This window comes from Erythrobacter sp. S227 (assembly GCF_057364925.1).
The window spans coordinates 2,948,673-2,974,473 of record NZ_CP200280.1 but is presented as its reverse complement, the minus strand read 5'-3'; the positions used below and the strand labels follow the sequence as shown (position 1 = coordinate 2,974,473).

Sequence of the window (25,801 nt, the reverse complement as noted above, 5' to 3'; positions counted from 1 at the left end):
GGAAGGTCATCCATTATGAACACCTGTAAGCATTGGGCGGGGTTGCTCTTGCTTTCAACCTGCCTGTCCACTCCGGCGGTCGCCTTTGCGCAAGACAGTCAGGACATTGAACCACAAGCGGATCAGGCGGACGAAGCCGACACCGCAACTGACGGTGAGGAAGAAGAATTCGACGATCTCGACGTTTCTGTTCCGGGCGGCGATATCATCGTGACGGGTCGCCGGAATCGCGATCCACAGCGCAGCTCGAGCCAGGTTATCTCGGTGCTCTCGAGCGAGGAGATCGCCCGCACCGGTGAGGGCGATATTGCCGGCGCATTGGCTCGCACCACGGGCCTTTCGGTGGTTGGAAACGGCAATGTCTTTGTGCGGGGCCTGGGTGACCGGTACTCGCTCGCCTTGCTCAATGGCCTGCCGCTTCCCTCACCACAACCGCTTAGCCGGGTTGTGCCGCTTGATATCTTTCCTACCAACATCATCGCCTCTTCGCTGGTTCAGAAGAGCTTTTCGGCGAACTTTCCCGGCGAATTTGGCGGCGGCGTCATCAATCTGACGACCCGCGCGATCCCGGACGAAGGCTTTGTCGACGTCAGCTTTGGTGTGAGCGGCGACACGATCACCACTTTCAGCAACAGCCTAGACTATTTCGGTTCAAGCTCGGACTTCACCGGGTTTGACAACGGGACACGCGATGTCCCTCCTGCGCTGCAGGCTTTCTTCGACAGCGGCCGGCGCATCGGTGAACTTGACATCGAAGAACAAGGCGCGATTGTCCAACAGCTTGGCGATCCCAACCTCATCCTGTTGCAAAGCGTCGGGACGACCCGTCCGAATTTCTCTGGCGGCATTACCGCTGGCACCGCGATTGATGTGGGGGCAGACGGGCGGCTTGGTATCATCGCGACCGCATCTTTGAACAACAGCTTGCGGACCAAGGTTGTGACGGATCAAAACCCGTTCACTATCGACCTTCAGCTGGACCGCGATTCCCAGAACTTCATCACTGATAACCGGATCCTCGCCAACGCTATGCTGGGCTTCGGGTTGGAGATCGGGGAGCACCAGTTTCGCTGGACCAATCTGTTCATCCGCGACACGCTCAAACAATCCAGCCTCGCCGTTGGCGAACTGCTTCTGGACGAAGACAGCCTGCTCACCCAGAACACCGGCTTTTTCGAACGCCAGCTGATCGACACACAATTGGTGAGCGAGCTGAAATTTGGCGATCTTTCAATCGACCTGCGCGGCGGATACGCGCAGACGCAGCGCAATGCGCCGTTTGAATACCAGTTCCAATATGTGCGCACCAATCAGGCCAACCAGGACACTGGCGACATTTTCATCAATGTTCTTGATCGCCAGGTCGGGAGCGCATCGGTCGCTTTCTCCGAATTGACAGAAGACCTCTATTTCTTTGGCGCGGATGTCAGTTATCCGGTCACGGACTGGCTCACCGCGACGGTTGGCTATGCCTACACCGACACCAGCCGTCTTTCAGAGCGGCGACTTTTCCTGATTGATGGCGACAATATTCCGCCCGCCGTGGGCGCTTTGCGGCCCGATCTCCTTTTGGGAGATGCAGTCATTGATTTCTTCAACATCGGGCTACAGGAACCCACCCAAACCGATCCAGCGTTTCAGGCCGACCTCGAGATTCAGGCAGGCTACGCGAAGGTCAACATCAACCCAGTCTTCGGCGTGAACATCGATCTGGGTGTTCGTTATGAGGATGCCTCGCAATCGGTTCAAACGGTTGAGCGTTTCGAAATCCCGTTTGTCTCTTTGGCCACAACCCAGCTGGACAATGACTATTTCCTGCCCGGCGCAACCGTGACCTGGGAAGTGACAGACACCTTCCAGTTGCGCGCCAGTGCATCGAAAACAATCGCGCGTCCGCAATTTCGCGAGCTGATTTTCCAGCCGTTCACGGACCCGGACAACCAACGCCAGTTTATCGGCAATCCGGCGCTTATCGACTCTGAATTGCTGAACGCGGAAGTGCGGGCCGAATATTACTTTGGCAAAGGCAATCGGGTGCTGCTCGCAGGCTTCTACAAAGAGATCGACAACCCTATCGAACCCTTCGTTTCGATTGGCGCCGACACAACCTTCACGACCCGCTTCGCCAATGCGCCCAAGGCTGAGTTGCTTGGCGGCGAATTCGAGTTTCAGTGGACCAAACCGCTGTTCGATTGGGGAGCAACCGGCTGGCTGGAGAGCAAGCAGATCATCGTCGCTGCCAATTACACCTACACCCAGTCAGAGTTGCAAGTGCGCGAAGGCGATACGACCGGCATTTTCACCGCTGGTGTTGGCGCGATTGAAAGCGATGCGACGCTGTTCTTCATCGATGGTGATCCGCTGACCGGCCAATCGGATCATCTGGTCAACATGCAATTGGGGCTCGAAGATCAGGACAAGCTGCAACAGCTTACCTTCCTGCTGAACTTTGCAAGCGAACGCGTCACCCGGCGCGGGACCGCAGGGCTTCCCGATATTGTCGAGGACCCCGGCCTCACCTTCGATATTGTCGCGCGGCAGGGGATCGAGCTTTTCGCTATGCCGCTCGAGCTCAAGCTTGAGGCGCGCAACATCTTCGGGCGCGGCAACTTTGAATTTCAGGAAGTCGGTGACAATCGCATCGAGATCAATACGTTCGATATTGGAACGTCGATATCGTTCGGTGTCACAGCCAAGTTTTAGGGCCAGGCCCCTAAATGAAAAGGCCCGCTGCGCACCCTGCGCGGCGGGCCCTTTTTATTGCGACTAGTTAAAGATCAAACACATATCCGATCAGGCGAACCGTGCGCAGCGGATTGCCTCCGCCGGCAGCCTTGATCGCTTTGCGCAGGCGGCCGACCCACACATCGACTGTCCTGTCGTCAATCGCTTCCTCATCCTTGCCAAGCCCCGAGACAATCTCGGCGCGGGTCAATGTGCGATTGGCGTTGTCGGCCAAGAACCGCAGCAGACGAAATTCGTTAGGGCTGACGTCAAGCGCGGCATCGTTCCAAAAAGCGCGATAAGCCGCCAGATTGATCGTCAGCGGTCCGACCTGCATAACATCGGATGCAAACCGCGTGCTGACATCGGGATTAAGGGCAAGTACGCGGTCCAGAACCTTCCGCCGGTCAATCGGCCCGACCATATAGTCATCTGCACCCGCATCCAGCGCCCGCTTGCGCGACATCGGGTCATGGTCATCCAGAACCATCGTTATATGCGCAGATGCCGTGGCGGCTTCGGCTCTCAACCTGCGGCAAAGCTCGATCCCGGACATATCTTCAAGAACCCAATCCACGAAGATCCAGACAGCGCCGTCCATGATCTGCAGCGGTCCTTGAGCGTCAAACGCCGAGAACTGGAAGGTGGTTGCCCCATGCACGAAGGGCTCAAAATCCCCTCCTTCCGGATGCGTAAGAAGAATGTTGACCAGTGTCACTCAATCAGCTCCCTGTTGAGAGTTGATTGCCTGCATTTTGTGACGAAGCCGTGACGAATAAACCCGCTTTTACAACGGAATTACCGTCCGTTTGGACGCTGGCCTTTCACTGGCCCGGCTGCCGCGTGGCCAGTGCAACCTGATCGTAGGCATTTGGGCGCGTCGGATGGGCGCAAAGTGTTCTAAAGCGCCTCGTACTGAAGCGTCTCGTCAACATTGCCGCGTGTGTAGGCGTGATAGCTGCTTCGCGTTTCGGCATAGATGCGCCGGGCGATTGGCTTGCCCCAATCCGTGTCGTTGAGCGCGGTGAACAGGGGGCTGACAAACTTGTTACGGCCCACTCTTGCCAGGAAGCGTTCGGCTTGCGGAACGGCAGGATCGTATTGATTGCGCAGCGCCGCCTCCAGCCACAAGAACAACACTTCATTATTCTGCGTTTGCGAAAGGCCAAGGGTTGTATCCAGCGCTGACAGTTGCTCAGCCGACAATTCTTGTGGGAGCTCCTCAAGAAAACGTCGCTGCTCTGCCGCTGTCCAACCGCGCCATGCATCGACATCGGGCAGCGTTGCGTCGCTGGCATAGGCGGAGACCGCGCCATCCACTTCGGCAAAGGCAGCAGCGTCAGGCTTCCACGCGTTTTCCGGAAGGCCGGTGCCGTAAACCCACTCGTTTAGCATCAACCGTTCTTCCAATTCAGCATCATCGCCGATCAGCTTCTCACGCAGGTCAGCCAGGAACATTTCGGATGTCACAGGCTCGAATGCGTGGCTATCAAACCACTGGGTCAGCCATGCATCGAACTTTTCGCGGCCAATGATGTTTTCCACCGTGCGCAGGAACACCGTCCCTTTGTCGTAAATCGCAAAGCCCCGTGTCTCGAACGGGCTGATTTCATCAGGAGTGCGCATGGCGGTGGCGGGATTGTCCGCGCCCGCACCCTCGATACCGCCGACCAAACCGGCATAGCTCAATGCATATTCCTGCTCGGCGCGCTGTTTGCCGTAGACTTCTTCGACGATGCGGTTTTCGAAATAGGAGGTGACGCCTTCGTTGAGCCAGCCGTCGCGCCAGCTCGAATAGGTGGTCAGATTTCCTGACCAGCTGTGCGCCAATTCATGCGCAACCAGTCCATTGTTGGAACGGTCACCTGCGATGAAGGTCGGTGTGAGGAAAGTCATCACCGGGTTTTCCATACCACCATAAGGGAAGGCTGGCGGCAGGACGATCATATCATATCGGCCCCAGCGATAGTCACCGAACAGCGCAATGCCTGCATCGATCATCTCTTCTGTATCGCCAACTTCCTGCGCAGCCGCTTCGATGACTTCGGGTTCGGCCCAGACACCTGAACGCGGGCCAAGTTCGCGAAATTCGATATTCCCCGCGGCAATAGCGATCAGATACGGCGGAACGGGATTGTTCATCACGAAGCGAAAGTCGCGGCGGTCCCCGTCTTCTTCCTGCGGATCACCCTGAACCACACCGCTCATGACGACATTGAGGGGTTCGGGAGCCGAAATAGTCGCTTCCCATGTTTGCCGGATGCCGGGGCTATCCTGAGTAGGGATCCATGTGCGGTTATTGATCGCCTGTCCCTGACTGAAGATGAAAGGATGCTCGCCGCCTGCTGTCTGTTCAGGGCTTAGCCACTGCAAAGCCTCGGCCTCTGGAGCAGAAACATACTCGACCACGATCCGGTGCGTTGGAGCAAGGTCGCCCTCGCCAAGATCGGCTTCGCGCTCCAGTTTCTGAGCCGGAAGCTCAATTGTCAAAGGCTCGCCCTTACCCTCGACCGTCTCGCCAAGGCCAAAATCCAGCGCATTGCCAGCCTCGTCGGTGACCGCAGAGACACGCAGGCCATTGGAATCGAGGATGATGGCATCTGCCTCATCCGCGGCCAGCACATCGAGAGTGGCCGTCCCGCCAATCGTCTTCGCATCGAAGTCCATCGCAAGATCAAGGTCGATATGCGTGACACGCGCCTCTTGCGGCTTGGCAAAAGTCTGATCATCAAACGCTTCTTCACTTGTCAGTATCGGCGCGATTTTGCCCCTTTGGCCGGTATCCTGCGAGACCAAGTCACCGCAACCGGCAAGGAGGAGCACAAACGGTAGAACAAAAAATGAGACATAAGCGCGCATCGGGATATCCTGACGAGTGAGAATTTCAGGTTGAACTACATGATATGGAGCGGTTTGCCAGCCTCTGATCTGGCGCATTGTCAGCCGGTTGGCATTCGAAAGACGGAAGCGCAGGCCAAAGCGGACTGACGGCTTGCAGATAACGAGCGTGGAAAGCTGCCTCTCGAAAAGCGATTTACACTCGCCCCCACCAGATCTGTGTTTTCATGCGCCGCAGCGGTCGTCCAAGCCAGGTGGCTATGCATCGTCACCAATCTCGGCGAGAAGCTTTAGATATTTGGCATCGCGCACAATCATTGATCGGCCTTCGCGCGCGACGATCTCCAGTTCTTCCCATTCGGACAGCAAGCGGCTGACATTCTCGCGTGCGAGCCCTGCAAGAGCGCCCAAATCGCTTTGACTGGGATTATGGAGGAGCACGCCATCGTCTCGGCTTTGATCGACCAATCGCAGCAATGCACGTGCCAGTCGGGGGGCCATTGAGAAGGTGCGATCACTTTCAATCACAAGGTTCTGCTGCCGAATGCGTCGAGCCAATTCACGCATCACGCCAACCGCCGAAGCAAGATTAGTCGAAAGGGTATCGAGAAATGCCTGCTTGGGGATGATATAGACGGACGATCGGGCACAGGCGACGACAGCGGCTGTCCGCGGGCCGTTATCTAGCAGCGCAATCTCGCCCACCAATTCACCCGGCGAACAATAGCTGAGTATGATCTCTCTCCCGCCTACGGTTACGAAACTCACCTTAAGCCCGCCCGACAACAGGAAGACCGCAAAATCTCCTTCTTCATCGCCTTGGCTGATAACAGTTTCACCCGCTCTCAGCTCCCGGCGCCTGGAATTGCGTATAAGGTCTTCAAATTGCTCCTTTGTGAGCGCCTTAAGTAGGCTGCCGGGCGCAAGCTGAAGCCGCGCAATATCAGACTCATCCATCCATTCTGCCCTTCGATTTTGCGCAAGGATATGCTGCGTCAACGATACCGCCCTAGCGAAACAAATGCACTGCCGGGAATATTGATGACAGAGTATCTCCAAGTGTGATGGCCATCACATTTTGCCATAGATGAGCGGCATACATCGACCACCAGTTAATCGTTTACCGAGGCGATCCGAAGGGGACTTCGCCAAGATTGGAGATCGATGGAGGCAATGCGCAAAGAACGCCACCTTTGCCTATCCGCAGCAATCGATCCGACGCATTTAAACTAAGGAGAAAATTTCTGATGGTGTCTTCAAAAAATTCAAAAAAGATGGTGGGTCTCTTGATTGCAGCGCCGCTGGCGCTGACTCTGCCAGGCTGCGGCGATGCAGGGGTCATGATGGATGCCGCTATGGGCGGTGGCACGATGAATATTTCAGAAGGCCCCGATATCTGTTTCAAGACCGCTTTTGAGAAAATCGGCCCTGACGCCAAGATCTTCGATGCAACGGCAATGTTCAGCCCGGGTGAAGCCATAGATGCATCCGCCATGGGCGAGGCAGGCAGCGTCGTGACGTGTCAGGTATCTTATCAAAATCCGGACGACCCACGCAAATTGCTGTCTATCCAATATGCGGGTGCCGGCGTGGGCGTTTGGCAGGAAGAAATCCCCACCGAACTTGAAGTTGATAGCGCAGCGGAAGACTTTGTGCTCGACGATGTTCTCATCGCACAGGGCGATATTGATGCACCAGCAGCGGTTGGACAGCTTGATAAAGCAGTCGAAGCGCTTGATGGGAAATTCTCCAGCCATGCCGTGACAATGCTGCGGGTACAGCGCAGCCGTTCAAACGGTCAACCTACGATCATGGTCCAGATGCAAGGGCGTTTGGCGTCCAACGATCTCCAGCAAGACGGATATATCGAAACCTCAATTGGTGGTGATGAGGTTTACCTCAACCAGCTCACCGACTGACATTGCACTGGTGAGAACGCATGTCTCGCGTTCTCACCAGTGCTGCTCAAGATCAGACTCCAGCTCTCAATTTGCTCGCAACGGCACCGCGCCGACCCTTTATCAGCAGGGTCGGACGCGAAAGGCGGCCATTCAATCACTGAATTGATGAATTGCTGAAAGTGGTGGTGCCGCTTAGAGGACTCGAACCTCTGACCCCATCATTACGAATGATGTGCTCTACCACCTGAGCTAAAGCGGCATGTTCTCTCGTGAAGAGAGGGTGGAGGCCCGAGCCGGAATCGAACCGGCGTACACGGATTTGCAATCCGCTGCGTCACCACTCCGCCATCGGGCCGAGCGCCCAAATCTTGGGCAGATGCGGCGCACTAGCGATTCGCATCGCTAAAGGCAATGCAACTTTCGCGTGAATGGACCTCAACCCGCGCATTTGGACGAAATGACGTAACGTCAATCTGGACCGGGCCAATCTTGCGAGGCAATGGTCAACATATGACTATCGCAAGCCTCCTTGAACCCATCACCGGCAAAGCCGGGCCCGTTCGCCTCGCGCAGGCCGAAGACTGGATGCAGGGGCGCACACTTTATGGCGGTGCATCGGCTCTTGTCGCGTTCACCGCCGCTCGCCGCGCTTTTCCCGATTTGCCTCCCTTGCGTTCAGCCCAGATCGGCTTTGTTGCCCCTGTTGGCGAGGAAGTTGAGCTCTCGGCTGAAATTGTGCGGCAGGGACGCAATGTCACACAGGTTCGCAGCGAAATCCGCAATGAGAAAGGGGTCGCACTGACCGCGTTCTGGCTTTTCGCAGCAGAGCGTGATGCCAATGGACAGCGCCCTGCCGATCCGCCGGAAAACTGGGCGGGTCTACCTGACGACAATCCCCCCGCGATGGAAGGCAAAGGGCCCTCCTTCATCCAGAACAATTTCGAGCTTCGCTATGGCCAGACCAAGGGCGAGGACCCGGGCGCGACCATTCGTCGCTGGGCGCGGCTTACCGAGGAGCATGACCTCGATCCTGTCAGCAAGCTTGTCCTGATGGGCGACGTGATGCCGCCAGGCGCGATGCGGATTATGCAGCGCCCCGGCCCGATCAGCTCCATCAACTGGTCGTTCAACGTGCTCGATCCGAATTCGCAGTCCAAAGACGGGTGGTATCTGTCCGAGAACGCCAGCCAGCATCTGGACCACGGCTATTCATCGGAAAGGCTTCGGATGTACGATATTGAAGGCCGCCAGGTTCTCGACGGCCTCCAATCAGTCGCGGTGTTCGGGTAAGCTGACTAGGCGACTTCTACGTCTTCAAACTGGCCTGGACGTTTCTGCATAGAGGACATAACCGCCTCGATCTGGTTCTTAGTGCGGCTGATCTTATCCTGCTCAAGGCTTTCGGCCATAAGGATATCATCGGTGCGTTCGTCATGCATTACGTCATGCAAGCGCTTGGCGGCGCGAATCGCATCGGGGTTCTTGCCAGCGATCACTTCGGCGATTTCCATCGCGCGGGCGAGCGGATCATCCTCGACATGAGTGGCAAAGCCAAGACCTTGCGCCTCTGCCCCTGAAAACTCGCGATTCGTGTAGACGAGCTCGCGCAGCACATCATCGCGCACCAGACCGCGCCACAAGGCATATCCGGCCATGTCAGGCACCAGGCCCCACTTCATCTCCATCACCGCCATGCGGGTTTCCGGGTGAATGATGCGAATATCGGCGCCGCTTGCGATTTGAAGCCCTCCGCCAAAACACACGCCGTGAACCGCAGCAATGACCGGCACACCAAGCCGGCGCCATTGGAAAGCGACTTCCTGGAACTTGTTGGTGTTGCCGTGAGTGCGCGTTTCAAGCTTGCGATCACCGCCGTCTTGGGAATTGGTGAAATTGCTCAGATCGATACCGGCACAAAAGGCGCGGCCCTCGCCTGAAAGAACAACGACACGCACACCTTTGGTTGTGGTCAAGGTTTGCGCCGCTTCGATCATGGCATCGAACATGGCGGGATCGAGCGCGTTCATTTTTTCTGCGCGAACAAAGCGAACATGCGCAATGCCATTATCCGCAAGCTCGATCGTGACGCGGTCATTGGATGAAATGGTTTGGGCTTGTGACATCCTCGTCTCTCCATAGGCGTTTTGGTTTGACGATGATGTGAAGGAAGCCCGCAATGGTGTCCAGCGATCAGTTGCACTGCGCAACCTGAAGCGGCCGAAAAAAACGGTTTGAGACGGTTGGAGAGCAGACAGTCAAGCAAAGGAACCAGGGTTCCGACCTCTTCTCAAAGGTCCGAACCCTAGGCGCCTAGGCCTTTACGCAGGCCTCAACTGTTGTCTGCAAAGCTCAGATCGATCTCTTTTTGCGGCGCGTTGACGTAATATCCGCCATCGGGATGTGTCGCGAGGATCCCGGCAAGCCCAAGCGGCTCCAACTTGCTGCGGATTCGCGCAACATGGACAGCGACGCTGTTGGTTTCGGGTTCGTAATCGATGCGCCAGACATCGAACAACAACTGGCGTTTGGTGACGCGCCTGCCGGCCTCTTCTGCAAGACGCCAAAGGAGCTCGAATTCTCTTGGATGAAAGGCGAGCCAATGGGCATCCACGCGCCCATCGCGGTGAAAAAGGTCCAGCGTAACTTCACCAGCCTGCCTGAAACGCGGAATAAGCGTCCCGCTGTCAGGGAAGAACCGGCTTGCGACTTTTGAACTCATGAAGTGCCCCCGCGCGCATCGAATAGACCGCGTCTTTTGTAAAAATGAGATGGTCGACAAGCTCGATATCGAGCGCTGTTGCCACGGTCTCCAATCGCCGTGTCGACATGATATCACTGCGGCTTGGCCGGCATTGCCCCGATGGATGATTGTGAGCGATGAGAATGCCGTCGGCGTTCAGACAAAGCGCCTTCGAGAACAGATCGCGCATCCTCAAGGATAGCTGACCGCTTCCCCCCAAACCCAAAGGTGCATCGCCAAGAAATGACCGCTTTTCGTCCACGAACAGCGCATGGAAACGCTCAGCTTCAAACGGCTTTGCGATGACCATTGCTCGCAGAAAGTCGATCATCGCATGATCGCGGTGCGAGCGGAAATCCGAAGCTTGCCCTGACGGCTGTTGGATCATTTGACATCATCCCGCCAGGATGGTTGTTTCGCCTGTGGCCACTTGCTCCCGCCAGCGAGCGGACCAAACCCTTCGGCAATAGCCATATTCGGACGAGCAACACGCCAGTCACGATAGGGCCCATGCTTTCGCTTACGCAGAATGTGCCGGACAACCCCGGCTCCCAACAGGAAAAGCTGAAGCCATCCAGGGATGATGAACATGATTGCATACGCTATCGGCGCGATCAGGTCGGCGATCCCGCGCGCGAGGTGGGCCATAATGGCCAACACCTGCATCGCGGCAATCCACAAGGTGTAATTGCGGTTTGCGTAGAGGGCGATCCCGACAAATATCGCCGCGGCCAACACGTCGACCGAAGCCAGGAACCAATCCACACCCGAAAGCCGCACGCTCTCGCCAAGGAACCAGTTTTTAGCAAAGTTTGCGCCTTCGAACACCACAAGCCATGTCGCGGCAACAAGTCTTTCTGGCCCGCCGCCCCAGATGAACGCTGCGATACACACAGCGATCATCAAGAGGTCTTGGGCCAGAATGCGGTATTCGAAGAGAGCAATATCAATCATCGGCTTGACGCCTACTCGGCAGCCTCAAGCTGGAAGCCTGCGTCCGTCGACACCATTGCATCAGGCTCGATCACGGTTGGGATATCGTTATTGTCGCCAGCCATCTTCTCTCGCGCAACTTTGCTAAGCTCGTCGTGCACGCGCAGCAGGCTTGTCGACATGCTCATCGCCTGCGCTTCTGCCTGATTAAGGCGCATCAAGGCGCGCTGCCCTGTATCCACGCCAACAGCAGGATTTTGTCTCGCTGCAATCATCGCCTGCTTCAAACGTGCAAAGGCCATCATCGACTCATCCGCCAACGCTTCGGCTTCACGGACAAGTTTTTTCAGATTTTGAGCATCATTGAGAATACGATCAGTCACTTTAGGTCTCCGTGCCCCTCCCAGCCCGTTAGGAGAAGCCTTGTTCATCAACCGGGACAGTCGCACGTCCGTCTAACGCATCGCCAATTGCCACAGCAGCTGTGACTGTCAGGACAATTGCGGCAAGAAAGCCGAATGCGATCCCGACAATAGCAACGAGGCGTAGCCAGACAGCATGTTCGCCGTCGAGCGCCCGGGGGACGACCTGAGGTTCGCCGGGGCGCAACCAGGGCGCCTCGTCGACCATCGAGGAGACATCGCGAATAACGAGTTCTCCAGGATCGCCTTGCCCCGATGAGTCACCGATTAGCCCGCTGATGGGGACCTGATTTTTGCTATATACAGATTCGCTTAAGTCCGTTTCGAAAACGCTAGAGTTCTGATTCCATTCCTCTTTATCTGGTTCTTGTTCTGCAGATTTTTCCCTACGATAGGCTTCGACAAGGTCGCTGAGGTTCTCCGCTCTATAGATATCCTTAAGAGCGCGGATGTGCTGATTGATCCGTGTCTCTGATACGCCGAGCTCACGAGCGATAACCTTAATAGGGGCACGCCGATCAATCCGTTCGATCACGGCCTGCTGCCTCTTGGTAAGAGGCCGCAGTGCATCGCCAGACATTGCAAACTCCTAAGTTACTGCGTCCAAACTAACTTACATCAAAATCAGACTGATTGTCTAACAAGTCTGACACTGAGTCAAAATCTCCGGCTAGGCTTATGATGAAGAAGAATTGACGCCCATTGTTGAAAAATACTTCTTAATATTACGCGCTGCCTGCCGCAGTCTTTGTTCGTTTTCGACCATGGCAATTCTAACAAAACCCTCGCCTTTTTCGCCGTAACCAACACCAGGTGCGACAGCGACTTGAGCTTCAGTTAGGAGTTGCTTTGAAAACTCCAAGCTACCCATATCCTTTAGTGCCGGCGGAAGCGGCGCCCATGCGAACATGGAGGCCGGAGGCGGCGGAATTTCCCAGCCTGCTCTACCAAATGCTTCGACCATGACGTCGCGGCGCTTCTGATAAAGCTGGCGGTTCGATTCCACGATATCCTGCGGCCCGTTTAGCGCGGCGCACGCAGCTGCTTGAATGGGGGTGAAAGCCCCGTAATCAAGATATGACTTCACTCTGGTCAATGCGGCGATCAATTGCTTGTTCCCGACCGCAAAGCCCATCCGCCACCCGGCCATGGAGTAAGTTTTGCTCATACTGGTGAACTCGACGGCCACGTCTTTCGCGCCGGGCACCTGCATGATCGAAGGGGTCGGGTTTCCGTCAAAATAAAGCTCGGAATAGGCAAGGTCGGAAAGCACCCAGACTTTATTCTCGCGCGCCCAAGCGACCAGCCTTTCGTAAAAGGCGAGGTCAACCACTTCGGATGTTGGATTGGATGGATAACTCACGACTAACACACTCGGGCGCGGGACCGTGAAGTTCATCGCACTTTCGAGCGAGCGCCAATATTCTTCGTCCGGGGTCGTGGGCACCGCGCGGATCGTTGCACCTGCGATTATAAATCCGAATGTGTGGATCGGATAGGAGGGGTTAGGCGCAAGCACCACATCGCCCGGCGCAGTGATCGCTGTCGCAAGGCTGCCAAGCCCCTCTTTCGAGCCCATAGTGACGACAACTTCTGTCTCGGGATCAAGGTCGACCCCGAAACGGCGCTCGTAATAATTGGCCTGGGCGCGCCTGAGGCCGGGAATGCCCTTGGATTGCGAATAGCCGTGTGCGTCGGGCTTCGAGGCAACCTCGCACAGTTTGTCGATCACGTGTTGCGGGGGCGGTTGGTCGGGATTGCCCATGCCAAGATCAATGATGTCCTGTCCCGCCAGGCGCGCGGCATGGCGCATCGAGTTAACTTCAGCAATCACATACGGCGGCAGCCGTTTCATACGGTAAAACTGTTCGTCCATCACTTCCTACCCGAGCCCTTTTCACCGACCTCATTCGCCTTTGACCTAAGCCTTGAGTGGCAACAGTCATTTTGTCGAATTTATCAGTCGCAAGTCCGAACCTATATACGCCACATTATTTGTGCCGCCACATCTTACCGCTATCAGGGTGGTAAAACTGTCTATCGGCAAATAGAGTGGCAGGCGCTTCACAGGGGATTGAGTTGATGGCCGACGGTACGAAAGATGGATCAGACGCTGGCTCTTCTTTGGACGGGATGGGTCAGATGGGCTCATTCCTCGAGCAGCAAAGCGAGGCGATGCGCACGCTTTTCTCGCAAATGACTTCCGGAGCGGGAGAAAACGGCCTTCCATTGACCATGCCCTCCGAGGGTAGCGGTGAGATGAAAAGTATGGGTGATCTGGGCGAATGGACCAAGGCCGCTGCCGAAATGCAGCAGATGTGGTTCAATTTTGTTGCCGGGCAAGCGACCAAAGCCGCTGCAAAAGCTGGCGATGGCAAGAACCTGCTCGACCCAGCGCAATGGCTTTTGATCTCGCAAAGCATGGTCAAATCCCTGCCCAAAGATCTTGTCCAGTCCCAAGCCAAGCTGGCCGGGAATGTGCTGCAATTGTGGAAAGGGGTTGCCTCGCAAATGGTGAGCGGGGCGGGTGAGATTGCCAATGTCGTCACCCAGTCAGGCAAGGCGGGCGACGCCAAGGATTTGCCTCGCAAAGACCGGCGTTTTGCCGATCCTGCGTGGAGCGAAAGCCCGGCCTATCTTCTGCTTCATCAAACCTATCTCATGCTGTCCGACTATTTCAAACAGGCGGCATCGAACATTGACGGCCTTGAAGGCGCAAACAAAGCGCAGCTTAAATTTGCGGTGAACGCTTTGTCCGAGGCGATGAGCCCGGGGAATTTCCTTGCGACCAACCCTGTCGTACTCAAACGTACGATGGAAACGCGCGGCCAGAACCTTGTCGAAGGCCTGCGCCATCTGATCGCCGATCTTGAACGCGGTCAACTCACCCACACCGATCCCAATGCCTTTACCCTTGGCGAAAACCTGGCGGCGACACCGGGTAAAGTGGTCGCGCAAACGCCGCTGTATCAGCTGATCCAGTATTCGCCCTCGACCAAGAACGTCTACGAAGTCCCGCTGGTGATTTTCCCGCCGTGGATCAACCGGTTCTACATTCTCGATCTCACAGCGAAAAAGAGCTTCATCAAATGGGCCGTTGATCAAGGCATCACGGTGTTCGTTGTCAGCTGGAAGTCGGCCGACGAAAGCCTGAAAGATGTCGTGTGGGACGATTACATCCGCGGGCAGATCGAGGCGATTGATACGATCCGGGACCGGCTGGATGTACCCAGCGTTCACACGATCGGTTACTGCGTGGCGGGCACGACCCTCGCCGCAACCCTTGCCATTCTTGCGGAGCGCGGCGAGGCGGACAAGGTGAAGAGCGCGACCTTCTTCACAGCGCAGGTCGATTTTGAACGCAGCGGCGAGCTCAAACACTTTATCGGCGATGGCCAGCTTGAGATCATCGACCAGCTTTCACCTGATGGCTATCTTGACGGGCGCTATCTCGCGGCGACCTTCAACGCACTGCGCGGCAAGGACCTCATCTGGAATTATGTGATCAACAATTACCTGCTGGGTGAAGACTATCCTGCCTTTGACCTGCTGCATTGGAACGGGGACGTCACCAACCTTCCCGCCAAATGGCACAATGATTACCTGCGCGACCTGTACCGCGACAACAAGCTAGTGGTGCCCGGTGCGCTGCACGCCGATGGGACGCCGATTGATCTTACAAAGGTCGAAACACCGACATTTGTGCAAGCAGGCCGCGAAGATCATATTGCGCCTGCTGAAAGCGTGTGGCGGATCACCGACCACTTTAACGGACCGCTGGAATTCCTGCTCGCAGGCTCTGGTCATATCGCTGGCGTTGTGAACCATCCGGATGCGGGCAAATATCAATATTGGCTAGGCGATAAGGATGCGAGCTCTCTTTCCGAGTTTATCGAGAGCGCTGAAGAACATCCGGGAAGCTGGTGGCCGCATTGGCTCCAATGGCTGGATACACAGGACAGCAAAAAGGTCGCTGCCACTGGCAAGCGCAAGCCGGGTGGCAAAGGCGACAAAGTGCTGGAAGATGCCCCGGGAAGCTATGTGAAATCACGCTAGGCGGGCGAAAAAATTTCAACGCGCACCCGTAAAATCGCCTTAAACATCTGAATTAAAGCCGGATTTTGCATTTTTGTGCAGCGCACAAAAAGTCCTTGACTTCGCACCTGCAATCGCTATTTTGTGCACTGCAACATACAGGAGTGCGACATGGCAGAAGCCGGTAACACATCAAAGATCGACGCAGCAGCTGAGAAAGTAAAGAACGAAGCTGCAGCAAAAAAAGAAGCGGCTGCGAAAAAGACGGTAAGCGCCAAGAAGGTCGCTGAAGCTGTTGAAGCAGGCGAGCCAAAGCCAGCCGTGAAAGTGGCGGCTGTAAAGAAAGCGGTTGCCGCGCCAGCGAAGAAACCTGCTGCGGCCCGTAAGGCTCCCGCCAAGAAAGCGGCTGCAAAGAAGACCACTGCCAAAAAGGCCCCGGCCAAAAAGCCAGTGGCGAAAAAGACACCTACCAAGGCTGCAGCGAAAACCGCAGCAACCACCAACCCAGTTTCGAAACTGAAGGACACTATCATGGCAACTGCTCAAAAGACCGATCTCACAGCAGACCTCACGTCGAAAGCCAAAGAATTCGCAGCCGACGCACAAACCCGCGTTAAAGGCGCTTACGGCAAAGCAACCGAGTTTGCTTCGGAAGCAGGCGAGTTCAGCAAAGCAAACGTTGAAGCAGTCGTCGAAAGCGGCAAGATCTTCGTTGCTGGTGCACAAGAGCTCGTGAAATCAGACGTCGAAACCGGCAAGGCCGTAATCGAAACCGTCACTGAAGACGCAAAGAAAGTGGCTTCGATCAAGTCACCAACCGAGCTTTTCGAACTTCAAGGTGAAATCGCACGTCGCAACTTCGACGCCGCTGTTTCATTCGGCTCGAAGCGCACCGAAGCTATCGTAAAGCTTTACAACGACGCATTCGCACCGATTTCGAACCGCGTCAGCGTTGCGACTGAAAAAGCCAAGAAAGCTGCCTAAGCCGCACGCTTGAACGAATTTTTCTGGGCCGGGCCTCTCCTCTCTCTCCCTTTACCCGGCTTATGAAAACGCGCGAAAGCGCATGGACCAGAAAGACCACCTCCCCCCCGGTCTTTCTGGTCCTTTTTTATGTGCCGCCCAGTTTTAATCGGAATAGCCTGTTCACAATAGGACGGTGCTGGAGGAAAGTGCTGAAGGAAAGTGCCGGTTTGAAGCGGTCTTGTCTTGCACACGGGCCAACGTTTCCCATAATGGGTGTCGATGGCCAAGTATGACCCCCGCCCTTGTGAACTGAACGCGTTTGAAGAACACCTGCGCATCAGTGCGGCTGGCTCCGATACGGATAAGCCGGACGGTGGTGATGCTGACGATGGCGATGCGCAGGTCGGCCTTGCGACCAAAACCCGCACCAAGCCCAAGAAACCCAGCCAGTACAAAGTGCTGCTGCTTAACGACGACTACACCCCGATGGAATTCGTGGTGATGGTGTTAAAACGTTTCTTTGGCATGGATTTGGAGCAAGCAACGCGCGTCATGCTGCACGTCCATCAAAAGGGCGTCGGGGTTTGCGGGATTTTCCCATATGAAGTGGCGGAAACCAAGGTCAATCAGGTGATGGATTTCGCCCGCCAGAACCAGCATCCGCTGCAATGCACGCTTGAGAAGGCGTGAGCCGCGCGGGCGGACTATCGTGCTCGGCCATCCCGAACCTGATCCCGTAGGACCCGGCCAGGAAAGCGTTTGGGATTATCCGCGCCCTGCGATCTGCGAACCGACCAGCAGGCGTGTCCAGATCATTCACCGAGGCGTCACCCTTGCAGACAGCACAAACGCATGGCGCACGCTGGAGACCAGCCACCCGCCCACCTATTACATCCCGCAAGACGACATCGCGATGGCGCACCTTCGCACCAATTCGCGCCGGACGTTGTGCGAATGGAAAGGGCAGGCACGGTACTTCGACATCATCGTTGGTGACAAAGCGATCACCGCAGGGGCATGGTGTTACAGCAATCCCACCCCAAGCTTTGCCGGCATCCGTGACCACATCGCATTTTACCCTGACCCTCTCGACCAGTGCCTGATCGACGGTGAGCAAATCACGCCTCAGCCCGGGCAATTCTATGGCGGATGGATCAGCCAATATGAGGCAGGGCCCTTCAAAGGCATTCCGGGCAGTCAGTTCTGGTAAATGCGCATCTGATTAACTCAGTCGCGCCTTACCCACATTGAGGACATGACGGCCCCGCGTTTTGTCGCTAGGGCCAATGGCAAGCTCCAACACGCAAACGGATGAGCGACGAGTGCGAACGTGCTGAATTTCATTCCCAGTATTGACCGGTACATCTTCCGGCTTGTGGTTGTGCCCATGCTGGGCGTGTTTGCGCTCGCGGCAAGCCTGCTGATGCTAGACAAGATGCTGCGCCTGTTTGACTTTGTCGCAGTGGAAGGCGGCCCGATCGGCGTGGTCTTCAAAATGCTGGGCGCGCTGATCCCTGAATATGCGAGCCTAGCCATTCCCCTGGGGCTGTTGCTGGGCATTTTGTTTGCTTTTCGCAAACTCGCCACCTCGTCGGAACTCGACACGATGCGCGCCGTAGGACTGTCGTATTGGCGGCTCTTGCGGGTGCCGTATGCGATCACCGTGGTGCTGGTCGCGGTCAATGTGGCGCTGGTTTTCTACGTCCAGCCGCTTAGCCGCTATTATTACGAACAGATGGAATATGAGCTGCGCTCTGGCGCATTGGGCGCCTCGATCAAGGTGGGCGAATTCACCACTTTGGCCGACCGCATGGCTTTGCGCATAGAAGAGAGCGAAGACCAGGGGCAGCGCCTTGTCGGCATCTTTGCCCGCGTTTCCAACAGCCAGAATCAGGTTCTCTCGATCAGCGCGCGCGAAGGCGCTTTCATGGCCACCAGCGATGATCCCGACACGATCATCCTGCGCCTGACAGAAGGCACAATCGTTCAGGACACCGGCAGCAAGACACCGCGCGTTCTGTCCTTCTCGCGCCATGATCTGCCGATTGACCTGCCCGCCATCGAACAATTCCGCGCGCGCGGTGAGGGGAGCCGCGAATATATCTTGCCCGAGCTTTTGCGAATTGGGTGGGCCGACCAGAACGCGAGCAAGGCGGAACGCGATGCCACACAGGCAAGCTTCAACTATCGCATGGTCGAGATCGTGATGATGCTGCTTTTGCCGCTCTTGGCAGTGGCCCTTGCGATTCCGCCCAAAAGATCAACCAGCGCATTGGGCGTGTTCGCCTCGATCATCATGGTTGTCGCCTATCACAAGATAAACCAATACGGCGAGGATATCGCGACGCTCGGCCGGATTGACCCGATCATCGCCTTGTGGGGGCCCTTTGTGATTTTCGCCGCGCTGATCATCTGGATGTATCATCGCACCGCGCATGTGCCCGGCGGCCAGGCTTTGGGCGCGCTTGAGCGTGTGATTGGCAAAATCGGCAAACAGGTCGGAAAGCTGTTTGGCAGACGCAAACCCAAATCGCTCGTCGCCGATCATCAGGCAGAAACCGAAACAGATGCCGGGGAAACGCCCTTGGCCCCTGCGGAATAAGGGCAGGCACGACACCAGATGCAATTGGACTTTTTCCCGTCGCGCAGCCTGACGCTTTACCTCGCCAAGATGTTTGTCGTGCGCATTTTGGCTGTGCTGGTGATGCTGGTGCTGGTGCTGATGGCGCTCGACCTGCTGGGCAATTCGGGCAAGATCCTGGAACCTGAAGGCAATGGTCAGGCGGAAATCCTCAAATATGTGAGCCTCAGGATACCCCAGCTTGTATCGCGCTTTCTGCCCTATTCCGTGCTCTTGGCAACGCTCATCACCTTGGTGACATTGAACCAGAACAGCGAAGTTGTGGCGATGAAAGCGGCGGGACTTTCTGCACATCAAGTGCTCTCGCCCCTGCTGCTCACAGCAGCGGTGGTTGCGATCATCAGCTTTGGCTTCAACGAGCGGATCGTCACCAGAGCAAACGCCACAATAAAAGCGTGGGAGGCGGTGGAGTATGGCCCGATCCCCGAGGATTCCGGCGTGCGCGCCAATGTCTATTTGACCGATGGCGAGAATATTCTGACCGCCGCATCTCTTACCGGCACGGGCGAGCAAATCGAGCTCACCAATGTCACCTGGTACACTCGCGCACCGGGCGGTATTATCCGCGAACAGGTAAGGGCCCCGAAGGCGACCTATGCCGCTCCGGGATGGCAGCTCGAAGACGCAAAACGCTTTGATGTCGGGAGCGCCGAAACCGAAGAGGTGCAAACACTGGTCGTGGGCGAAACGCTAACGCCCGGCCAGATTGATCTGCAATCGGTCGATCCGGACGGGCAAAGCTTTTGGGAGCTTTCCGAAACCATCGACGCATTCGAAGCCGTTGGCCGTCGCACAACCGAGATGCGCGCCAAATGGTGGCACAGGATATCAGGCCCGCTTTCCGCGCTGCTTATGCCGCTTTTGGGCTCCATCGCCGCATTCGGTCTGGCGCGTTCGGGGCAATTGTTCGTGCGAGCCGTTATCGGCATGGCTTTGGGCTTTGCCTATTTCGTGGTCGATAATGCGGCCCTCGCGATGGGCAGTTTTGGTGGGTACCCGCCTTTCCTTGCCGCTTGGGCACCTTTCTTCCTCTTCCTCCTGGTGGGTGAGACGGTCCTCATTCGCACCGAAGAGTGATCGGGGAATGAGCGGGTCAGAATGGTCGCTTCGCCTCGCACGCAAAGACGATGCCGAGTTCATGCCGGACATCGAGCGCGCTGCCGGTGCCTTATTCCAGAGCGTTGATGGGCTGGCGGATCTGGCAGGCACGCACACGCTGCCCATAGAGCGCTTGCACCGGTTGATCCGCAAAGGTCACAGCCTCGTCGCGCATGCGGGCGAGCGCATGATCGGATTTCTCGTGAACGAACCCTTCCGTCGCGAGCTTCATATCTGGGAGCTTGATGTGCACCCGGATTTTCAGGGCAAAGGCGTTGGCGCAGGCCTCCTGCGTGCGTGCATGATCGACGCGCGCAATTCGAGCTTTACCGCCCTCACCCTTACCACGTTCCGGGATGTCCCGTGGAATGGGCCGTTCTATGAACGGCGCGGGTTTGAGGAAGTCACTGCCCTTGATGCGCACCCCCGACTGGCAGGCGAACTGGCGCTGGAGGCGGACCACGGTCTTCCCATTGAGAGACGGTGTGCAATGATCCATTTCCTTGAATAGGATCTCGGGCGTATACTGCCCGCCACGTTAGGAGAACCTGCCCATGCAACGCCTGTATTATGCCAGCATCGCTGCACTTGCCTTGGCGATCACCGGATGCAGCGGTGATAGTGACGAGACGCCCGATATTACTGAAGCGATCCCGCTGGAGGTAGATGAGCCGGCCTCTGCGGATGGTGCCGGTGAGACGGGTGAGGCCACCCAGAATGGGAGCGGCGACACGCCCGCTCTGCCCGGCTCGGTTGATGCAAATGGCGCTGCGGGTGAACAGCGCGGGCGATCTATCCCTGATACGATGGAAGCGGGAAGCAATCCGCCTGATTTCGAGGTGCCCAAAGGCTCCAAAGTTCAGCGCGCGAACTGACCAGAGTATTCAGCGCGGCATCATTGTGCTGCGCGCAATCCTGCCAACCAGATTGAAAAGCCCGGGATGGTTCGCCCCTTCATAGGTCGATCCATCGCCCAGCTCGCGCGCCAGCCTGCGGTGCGCCTCGGGCAGATCGTGATAGGGCATGGAGGGCATGAGGTGGTGCAGCGCGTGATAGCGCAGGCCCACGGGCGCCCAAATCTCGGCCGCGATGCCGGGCGGCGGGACATTCACGCTATCGAGGAATTGCGCCGTAACTGTCATCGGCTCCCCCTCATTCTCCCACAAATGGGCAACCAGAGTGCGCAGCTGATTGAGCAGCGTTGTGAACGAAAGAATCGCCATCGCGATAAGCAATGGCCGCCAACCGATTGCAAGCGGGCTTAAGAGCAAGGCAATCGCCCAAATGCTCGCGCCCAATTGTTGCCAGCGGACCTGCTTGGCAAAGTCGCCGGTTGGAGGCTTGCGCCGAAAATCGGGATTGATCGAAAGCGATGATGCCCGCTCCCACACCATCCGGCGCAATGGCGGGATGACAAGGCCCAATGGCACCAAAATGGCAGAGCGGATGATGACCGCAACCGGTGCCAGAAGCGCGACAATCACAAACAGAGGCAGGCTCCACGGCTTCATCAAGGCAAGCGGCAGATATTCCGGGTCCTCGATCGTGCCGTATTGCGTGCGCTTGTGGTGGATGACGTGCACGCCTTCATACATGAAGCTGGGCGCCATCATGGGGATGCCCACAAGCAGGTTCCAACCCAGACGAAAGCCGGGAAGCGCGTTTTTGTGAATGTGGGTCAGCTCGTGAATAAACATGAGCGAGCGGTAAAGCGCCAGCGAGGCGACAACCCCAGCCGCAATCGCAGCAGCCAAATTGGTGGTGAGGATCGCAAGCGCAATCCCGCCATAACCAACAGCGGTCGAAACCAGCATGTCGGTCCAGTAAATGCTGCTCCGCGCCTCGCCCAGATCTTTCGTCAGATCGCGGGCCGCGCGCAGCATGTCCTTATCGTCCTGCGCCAGAAAGTCCTCACGCTTTGCGCGGACCTTCGCAGTATCGGCTGATTTGGTAGGCGAGATCGGTTGGTGCATGGTCATCAAATTACTTTTCCAAGTGCGGTCCCTTACCGCATAGAGGCCTACTCACGCAAACGCGGTGATATGATCAGAGTGATCGATTGGCTTGGCGATTTCCATCGGGCATGAGTAGAGCGCATTGAGGCATATCAATAAGGCCCCAATAACGGGCTAAAAAGATACTTGGAGCGGGACGAAATGGTTTCAACTAACGCCGAAAGCGCGGTGAGCATCGAGCCGGTCGAGGGCAAGAAAGGGCGCGCCCGCTTTGTCGATTTGGGCCGTGCCTTTGCAGCCAAGGTTGAAAATTCGATCCCGCAACTGCGCTCAGAGCAGTTGGAACTGGTCAATCCTGAGAAAAACCCGTTCTTTGGTCATGCACGCGCCCAGCTTTTTATCGCAGTGCGCGATGGGCGCGGTGTCGGCCGAATTTCTGCGCATATCGATGAACTCGCTCTCGAAATGCCGCCCGAGCAGGGCTTTGGCCCGGGTACGGGGTTTTTCGGCTATTTCGATGCCGAGGACGAGGAAGTCGCAAAGGCGCTTCTCGATACGGCGCAAGACTGGCTGCGTGGCGAGGGGATGCACCGCTGTGTCGGCCCGATTTCGATGTCGGTATGGGAGGAGCCCGGCCTCCTTGTGAAGGGTCAGGACCATGCGCCTGTCATCATGATGGGGCACCATCCGGCCCATTACCAAGGCTGGATTGAAGGGGCGGGCTACGAACGGATCAAGACGCTCTTCACCTATGATCTGGATATCAGGGAGGGGTTTCCTCCCATCGTGCAACGGATCGTCAAATCGGGCGAGCGCAATGAACGCATTACGGTTCGACCAGTGCGCAAAAAGGATTGGGACAATGAGGCGGCAAAAATCCTCGCCATTCTCAACGATGCGTGGTCGGATAATTGGGGCTTTGTCCCTCTGACACCGGCCGAAGTCGCTTATACAGGAGTGAAGCTAAAGCCGGTTATTCACGAGGAGCTTAACATGATCGCGGAGCTTGACGGGAAGCCGGTCGCCTTCATGCTGACATTTCCCGATGTGAATTACGCGCTTGCGAAATCGGGCGGAAAACTCTTTCCGACGGGCTGGTGGCATTTGCTCAAGTGGGCAAGGAACCCGGTTAATTGCGACATGCGCGTGCCGTTGATGGGGGTCTTGAAAGAGCACCAAAGCTCGCGCCTTGCCAGCCAGCTTGCGTTTATGATGATCAGCCAGATCCGTGACAATGCAGCCGCAATGTATCATTCGAAGCGCGGCGAGATCGGCTGGATTCTTGAAGACAACCAAGGGATGGTCGCAATCGCCAATACGATCGAGAGCAGAATCAACCGCGAATATGCGATTTACGAAAAACCGCTCAACTGATTTGGGGCGGTCATCAAATGCTCATCCATCCCAAGAAAAAAGGCCTTCACTCGACGGAGTGAAGGCCTTTCGGGATCTTGTTACCAACCACATGGACGGGAGGGGATCGGGTTGGTAACAATCAATAAATGATCATCAACGCCGCCGGTTCCCGTGACGGAAAAAATTTTTGTTTCCGCTTTGCGCCGACCCATATTTGTGTCCATAGACGTCGGGTCCGGGGCGAGAGAATATTCACACACCCGGCCACATAGTCTGATTTGCTGGAGATGATGGTGTCACTCAGTCAACAACTCGCGGGCGACCTTCCTTTTCTGCGCCGTTATGCTCGCGCATTGAGCGGGTCTCAGGAAACGGGTGATGCGATGGTTCGATCAGCGCTCGAGATGGCGCTGGGCAATGAGGACATGAAGCAATCGCTCAAGGGCGGTAGAGTTGCTCTTTACACCCTGTTTCATTCCACATTGGATGGCGACAAGCCTGCCAAAGACGGAAAGACGGCTGCAAACCCCAAAGAAGCAAGCGCGATGCGCAAGCTTGCCGCGATCACCGACCAAAAGCGTCAGGCGCTATTGCTGACAACAGTTGAGGAATTCACTGCGCTGCAGACCGCAGAGATCCTCCAGATCACCATGGACCAAGTCGGAGCGCTTGTTGACGAGGCTGTGGCGGAAATCGATGCCGAGCAGAAAACGCGGGTTCTCATCATTGAAGATGAGCCCATGATCATGATGCAGCTTGAGGATTTGGTGTTGTCGCTGGACCACGAGATTTGCGGCACCGCGCGCACCCATGCAGAAGCGGTTGCCGCCGTTCAGAAGGAAAGGCCCGGCCTCGTCCTGGCAGACATTCAGCTTGCTGACGGGTCGTCAGGCTTGGAAGCTGTCAAAGACATCCTTGCGATCAGCACCGTACCGGTGGTTTTCATCACCGCCTATCCAGAACGGCTTCTGACCGGCGATCGGCTTGAGCCTGCCTATCTGGTTACCAAACCCTTCCGGGAACAGACTGTAAAAGCGGCGATCAGCCAGGCTTTGTTCTTCGGATAAGCCCAGAAAAAACTTGCAGGTTTATTTGTCACTCAAGGCTGTCTATACAGCCTGACAAGCACAATTGTGCCGACCCAAAGGAAACGAGGGAACATTTGCGCACCTTGCAGGTTTCATCATCATCGCTGCCATCCAGAAACAAAGATGGCTGCGATATTTCGCCCGCAGCATCTCCTGTTGGCGATGGGATTAAGCAGGTTTGTTGATGAGCTCCGATAAGACACCGGACAAGGATGGTTCTGCCCAGCGCAAAAATATGCGCAGGGCAGATGCTGCCGAGTCTCCGGCTTGGGCTGACGGATTGAAACAGCTCTATGATCAGGTGGTGGATGAACCACTACCCGATAGCTTCAAAGACCTGCTCGACGCTTTCGATGAAAGCACCGGGCCCGGCGATGATGCCGGAACCGGAAAGTCGAGTTAGTGGCAGAAGAGAAAGCCAGACCCAAACCCACCGCAAAAGAGCGCGCCGCATTCAAGCGCGAGCTTACCGAGGTTATCCCGCACTTGCGTGCATTTGCCCGCGGCCTTTGCGGTAGAGCCGATATGGCCGATGACCTTGTGCAAGAGGCCTTGCTGAAAGCCTGGGCAGCGCAAGACCGGTTCGAGCCGGGCACATCAATGCGCGCCTGGACCTTTGTTATTTTGCGCAATGCTTACCTTACCGACATGCGGCGCAACCGTTTTCGCGGCAATTATGACGAAGGTGTCGCAGAACGCATCCTGACACAGCCTGCCGAGCAGGAAGAGCCGATCCACCTATCGGACATGCACCGCGCGCTTTTGACGCTTCCGCCAGAGCGACGTGAAGCGCTTTTGCTCGTGGGTGCTGGCGGGTTTTCTTACGAAGAGGCGGCACAAATATGCGGCTGCGCGCTTGGCACTATCAAAAGCCGGGTCGGGCGTGCACGCGCAACGCTCAATGAAATGCTCTCCAACGATAATATCCCCGGACGTTCAACGAAAGACGCGACCGCGCACAGTGCCATTCTTGACGAGCTTGATTCAGTGGTCGCCGGGACAAATGGCCCCGGTAGCGAAAAAGCCACGGACTAACCCCAAATTTTGCAGCTATGGCTCGGGACGCTTGGCGATAGGGCAAGTGTTCAATAATAGACTGTGGTC

The 25,801-nt window shown here is 56.5% G+C and carries 26 protein-coding genes and 2 tRNA genes; 15 read left to right on the top strand and 13 right to left on the bottom strand.

From position 1 onward, the window contains the following. Nucleotides 1–15: 15 nt before the first annotated feature. The gene (locus AC0V6Q_RS14215; RefSeq protein WP_486169033.1) at nucleotides 16–2,703 is read left to right on the top strand and encodes a TonB-dependent receptor domain-containing protein; all 2,688 of its coding nucleotides are present in this window, start codon (nucleotides 16–18) and stop codon (nucleotides 2,701–2,703) included. 67 nt (nucleotides 2,704–2,770) lie between these two features. Here AC0V6Q_RS14215 and AC0V6Q_RS14210 read toward each other — a convergent pair whose 3' ends face one another. The 3 genes from AC0V6Q_RS14210 to AC0V6Q_RS14200 all read right to left on the bottom strand — a co-directional run bounded on the left by AC0V6Q_RS14210 (nucleotide 2,771) and on the right by AC0V6Q_RS14200 (nucleotide 6,519). After that, nucleotides 2,771–3,442: a response regulator transcription factor gene (locus AC0V6Q_RS14210; protein WP_486169032.1), complete on the bottom strand. Its 672-nt coding sequence runs from the start codon at nucleotides 3,440–3,442 to the stop codon at nucleotides 2,771–2,773. Nucleotides 3,443–3,624: 182 nt separating this feature from the next. Continuing rightward, complete coding sequence (locus AC0V6Q_RS14205; RefSeq protein ID WP_486169031.1) at nucleotides 3,625–5,583, bottom strand: M1 family metallopeptidase; 1,959 nt, start codon at nucleotides 5,581–5,583, stop codon at nucleotides 3,625–3,627. Between the two features lie 237 nt (nucleotides 5,584–5,820). Next, the gene (locus AC0V6Q_RS14200) at nucleotides 5,821–6,519 is read right to left on the bottom strand and encodes a Crp/Fnr family transcriptional regulator (RefSeq protein WP_486169030.1); all 699 of its coding nucleotides are present in this window, start codon (nucleotides 6,517–6,519) and stop codon (nucleotides 5,821–5,823) included. Nucleotides 6,520–6,809: 290 nt separating this feature from the next. Here AC0V6Q_RS14200 and AC0V6Q_RS14195 point away from each other — a divergent pair, with 290 nt between their 5' ends. Further along, the gene (locus AC0V6Q_RS14195) at nucleotides 6,810–7,481 is read left to right on the top strand and encodes a hypothetical protein (protein ID WP_486169029.1); all 672 of its coding nucleotides are present in this window, start codon (nucleotides 6,810–6,812) and stop codon (nucleotides 7,479–7,481) included. 165 nt (nucleotides 7,482–7,646) lie between these two features. Here AC0V6Q_RS14195 and AC0V6Q_RS14190 read toward each other — a convergent pair. Further along, nucleotides 7,647–7,722: transfer RNA gene (locus AC0V6Q_RS14190), tRNA-Thr, on the bottom strand. A gap of 22 nt (nucleotides 7,723–7,744) precedes the next feature. After that, a tRNA-Cys gene (locus tag AC0V6Q_RS14185) sits at nucleotides 7,745–7,818 on the bottom strand. Between the two features lie 155 nt (nucleotides 7,819–7,973). On the opposite strand from AC0V6Q_RS14185, the gene AC0V6Q_RS14180 reads away from it, so the two are divergent. Then, a complete protein-coding gene (locus AC0V6Q_RS14180) occupies nucleotides 7,974–8,753 on the top strand; it encodes a thioesterase family protein (RefSeq protein WP_486169028.1) in 780 nt (259 codons plus the stop codon). 5 nt (nucleotides 8,754–8,758) lie between these two features. On the opposite strand, the gene AC0V6Q_RS14175 is transcribed toward AC0V6Q_RS14180, so the two are convergent. The 7 genes from AC0V6Q_RS14175 to AC0V6Q_RS14145 all read right to left on the bottom strand — a co-directional run bounded on the left by AC0V6Q_RS14175 (nucleotide 8,759) and on the right by AC0V6Q_RS14145 (nucleotide 13,434). After that, nucleotides 8,759–9,586, bottom strand: coding sequence for a crotonase/enoyl-CoA hydratase family protein (locus AC0V6Q_RS14175; RefSeq protein ID WP_486169027.1), 828 nt, complete (start codon nucleotides 9,584–9,586; stop codon nucleotides 8,759–8,761). 206 nt (nucleotides 9,587–9,792) lie between these two features. Next, nucleotides 9,793–10,182 carry a winged helix-turn-helix domain-containing protein gene (locus tag AC0V6Q_RS14170; RefSeq protein WP_486169026.1) on the bottom strand — a complete coding sequence of 130 codons (390 nt, stop codon included), beginning with the start codon at nucleotides 10,180–10,182 and terminating at the stop codon, nucleotides 9,793–9,795. Next, nucleotides 10,148–10,591 carry a JAB domain-containing protein gene (locus AC0V6Q_RS14165; protein ID WP_486169025.1) on the bottom strand — a complete coding sequence of 148 codons (444 nt, stop codon included), beginning with the start codon at nucleotides 10,589–10,591 and terminating at the stop codon, nucleotides 10,148–10,150. Before AC0V6Q_RS14165 ends, AC0V6Q_RS14170 begins: the two co-directional genes overlap by 35 nt. After that, a complete protein-coding gene (locus AC0V6Q_RS14160) occupies nucleotides 10,588–11,157 on the bottom strand; it encodes a hypothetical protein (protein ID WP_486169024.1) in 570 nt (189 codons plus the stop codon). The genes AC0V6Q_RS14165 and AC0V6Q_RS14160 overlap by 4 nt, the downstream gene beginning before the upstream one ends. 11 nt (nucleotides 11,158–11,168) lie before the next feature. After that, entirely contained in the window at nucleotides 11,169–11,519 is a 351-nt protein-coding gene (locus AC0V6Q_RS14155; RefSeq protein ID WP_486169023.1) for a hypothetical protein, read from the bottom strand. A 28-nt stretch (nucleotides 11,520–11,547) separates the two neighbouring features. Beyond that, a complete protein-coding gene (locus AC0V6Q_RS14150; protein WP_486169022.1) occupies nucleotides 11,548–12,138 on the bottom strand; it encodes a hypothetical protein in 591 nt (196 codons plus the stop codon). Nucleotides 12,139–12,234: 96 nt separating this feature from the next. Further along, the gene (locus AC0V6Q_RS14145; RefSeq protein ID WP_486169021.1) at nucleotides 12,235–13,434 is read right to left on the bottom strand and encodes an LL-diaminopimelate aminotransferase; all 1,200 of its coding nucleotides are present in this window, start codon (nucleotides 13,432–13,434) and stop codon (nucleotides 12,235–12,237) included. Between the two features lie 206 nt (nucleotides 13,435–13,640). On the opposite strand from AC0V6Q_RS14145, the gene AC0V6Q_RS14140 reads away from it, so the two are divergent. The 8 genes from AC0V6Q_RS14140 to AC0V6Q_RS14105 all read left to right on the top strand — a co-directional run bounded on the left by AC0V6Q_RS14140 (nucleotide 13,641) and on the right by AC0V6Q_RS14105 (nucleotide 21,173). Continuing rightward, nucleotides 13,641–15,614, top strand: a complete 1,974-nt coding sequence (locus tag AC0V6Q_RS14140) for a PHA/PHB synthase family protein (protein ID WP_486169020.1) — start codon at nucleotides 13,641–13,643, stop codon at nucleotides 15,612–15,614. A 150-nt stretch (nucleotides 15,615–15,764) separates the two neighbouring features. After that, a complete protein-coding gene (locus AC0V6Q_RS14135; RefSeq protein WP_486169019.1) occupies nucleotides 15,765–16,577 on the top strand; it encodes a phasin family protein in 813 nt (270 codons plus the stop codon). A 261-nt stretch (nucleotides 16,578–16,838) separates the two neighbouring features. Continuing rightward, complete coding sequence (clpS, locus tag AC0V6Q_RS14130) at nucleotides 16,839–17,249, top strand: ATP-dependent Clp protease adapter ClpS (RefSeq protein WP_486169018.1); 411 nt, start codon at nucleotides 16,839–16,841, stop codon at nucleotides 17,247–17,249. 19 nt (nucleotides 17,250–17,268) lie between these two features. Next, nucleotides 17,269–17,769 (top strand): DUF427 domain-containing protein, encoded by a 501-nt coding sequence (locus AC0V6Q_RS14125; RefSeq protein WP_486169017.1) that lies wholly within the window; start codon nucleotides 17,269–17,271, stop codon nucleotides 17,767–17,769. 120 nt (nucleotides 17,770–17,889) lie between these two features. Next, on the top strand, nucleotides 17,890–19,161 hold the full coding sequence (locus AC0V6Q_RS14120) for an LptF/LptG family permease (protein WP_486169016.1): 1,272 nt from the start codon (nucleotides 17,890–17,892) through the stop codon (nucleotides 19,159–19,161). Nucleotides 19,162–19,179: 18 nt separating this feature from the next. Beyond that, entirely contained in the window at nucleotides 19,180–20,277 is a 1,098-nt protein-coding gene (lptG, locus tag AC0V6Q_RS14115) for an LPS export ABC transporter permease LptG (RefSeq protein WP_486169015.1), read from the top strand. Nucleotides 20,278–20,284: 7 nt separating this feature from the next. Beyond that, the gene (locus AC0V6Q_RS14110) at nucleotides 20,285–20,809 is read left to right on the top strand and encodes a GNAT family N-acetyltransferase (RefSeq protein ID WP_486169014.1); all 525 of its coding nucleotides are present in this window, start codon (nucleotides 20,285–20,287) and stop codon (nucleotides 20,807–20,809) included. Nucleotides 20,810–20,852: 43 nt separating this feature from the next. Beyond that, a complete protein-coding gene (locus tag AC0V6Q_RS14105) occupies nucleotides 20,853–21,173 on the top strand; it encodes a hypothetical protein (protein WP_486169013.1) in 321 nt (106 codons plus the stop codon). A gap of 9 nt (nucleotides 21,174–21,182) precedes the next feature. On the opposite strand, the gene AC0V6Q_RS14100 is transcribed toward AC0V6Q_RS14105, so the two are convergent. Next, nucleotides 21,183–22,277 carry a fatty acid desaturase family protein gene (locus AC0V6Q_RS14100; RefSeq protein WP_486169012.1) on the bottom strand — a complete coding sequence of 365 codons (1,095 nt, stop codon included), beginning with the start codon at nucleotides 22,275–22,277 and terminating at the stop codon, nucleotides 21,183–21,185. A gap of 177 nt (nucleotides 22,278–22,454) precedes the next feature. Between AC0V6Q_RS14100 and AC0V6Q_RS14095 the strand changes: the two genes are divergently transcribed. The 4 genes from AC0V6Q_RS14095 (at nucleotide 22,455) to AC0V6Q_RS14080 (ending at nucleotide 25,732) form a co-directional block, all read left to right on the top strand. Continuing rightward, a complete protein-coding gene (locus AC0V6Q_RS14095; protein ID WP_486169011.1) occupies nucleotides 22,455–23,627 on the top strand; it encodes an N-acetyltransferase in 1,173 nt (390 codons plus the stop codon). Nucleotides 23,628–23,902: 275 nt separating this feature from the next. Further along, nucleotides 23,903–24,676, top strand: a complete 774-nt coding sequence (locus tag AC0V6Q_RS14090) for a response regulator (protein WP_486169010.1) — start codon at nucleotides 23,903–23,905, stop codon at nucleotides 24,674–24,676. A 205-nt stretch (nucleotides 24,677–24,881) separates the two neighbouring features. Beyond that, nucleotides 24,882–25,100, top strand: a complete 219-nt coding sequence (locus AC0V6Q_RS14085) for a NepR family anti-sigma factor (protein ID WP_486169009.1) — start codon at nucleotides 24,882–24,884, stop codon at nucleotides 25,098–25,100. Beyond that, nucleotides 25,100–25,732 carry a sigma-70 family RNA polymerase sigma factor gene (locus tag AC0V6Q_RS14080; protein ID WP_486169008.1) on the top strand — a complete coding sequence of 211 codons (633 nt, stop codon included), beginning with the start codon at nucleotides 25,100–25,102 and terminating at the stop codon, nucleotides 25,730–25,732. The genes AC0V6Q_RS14085 and AC0V6Q_RS14080 overlap by 1 nt, the downstream gene beginning before the upstream one ends. Nucleotides 25,733–25,801 lie beyond the last annotated feature (69 nt).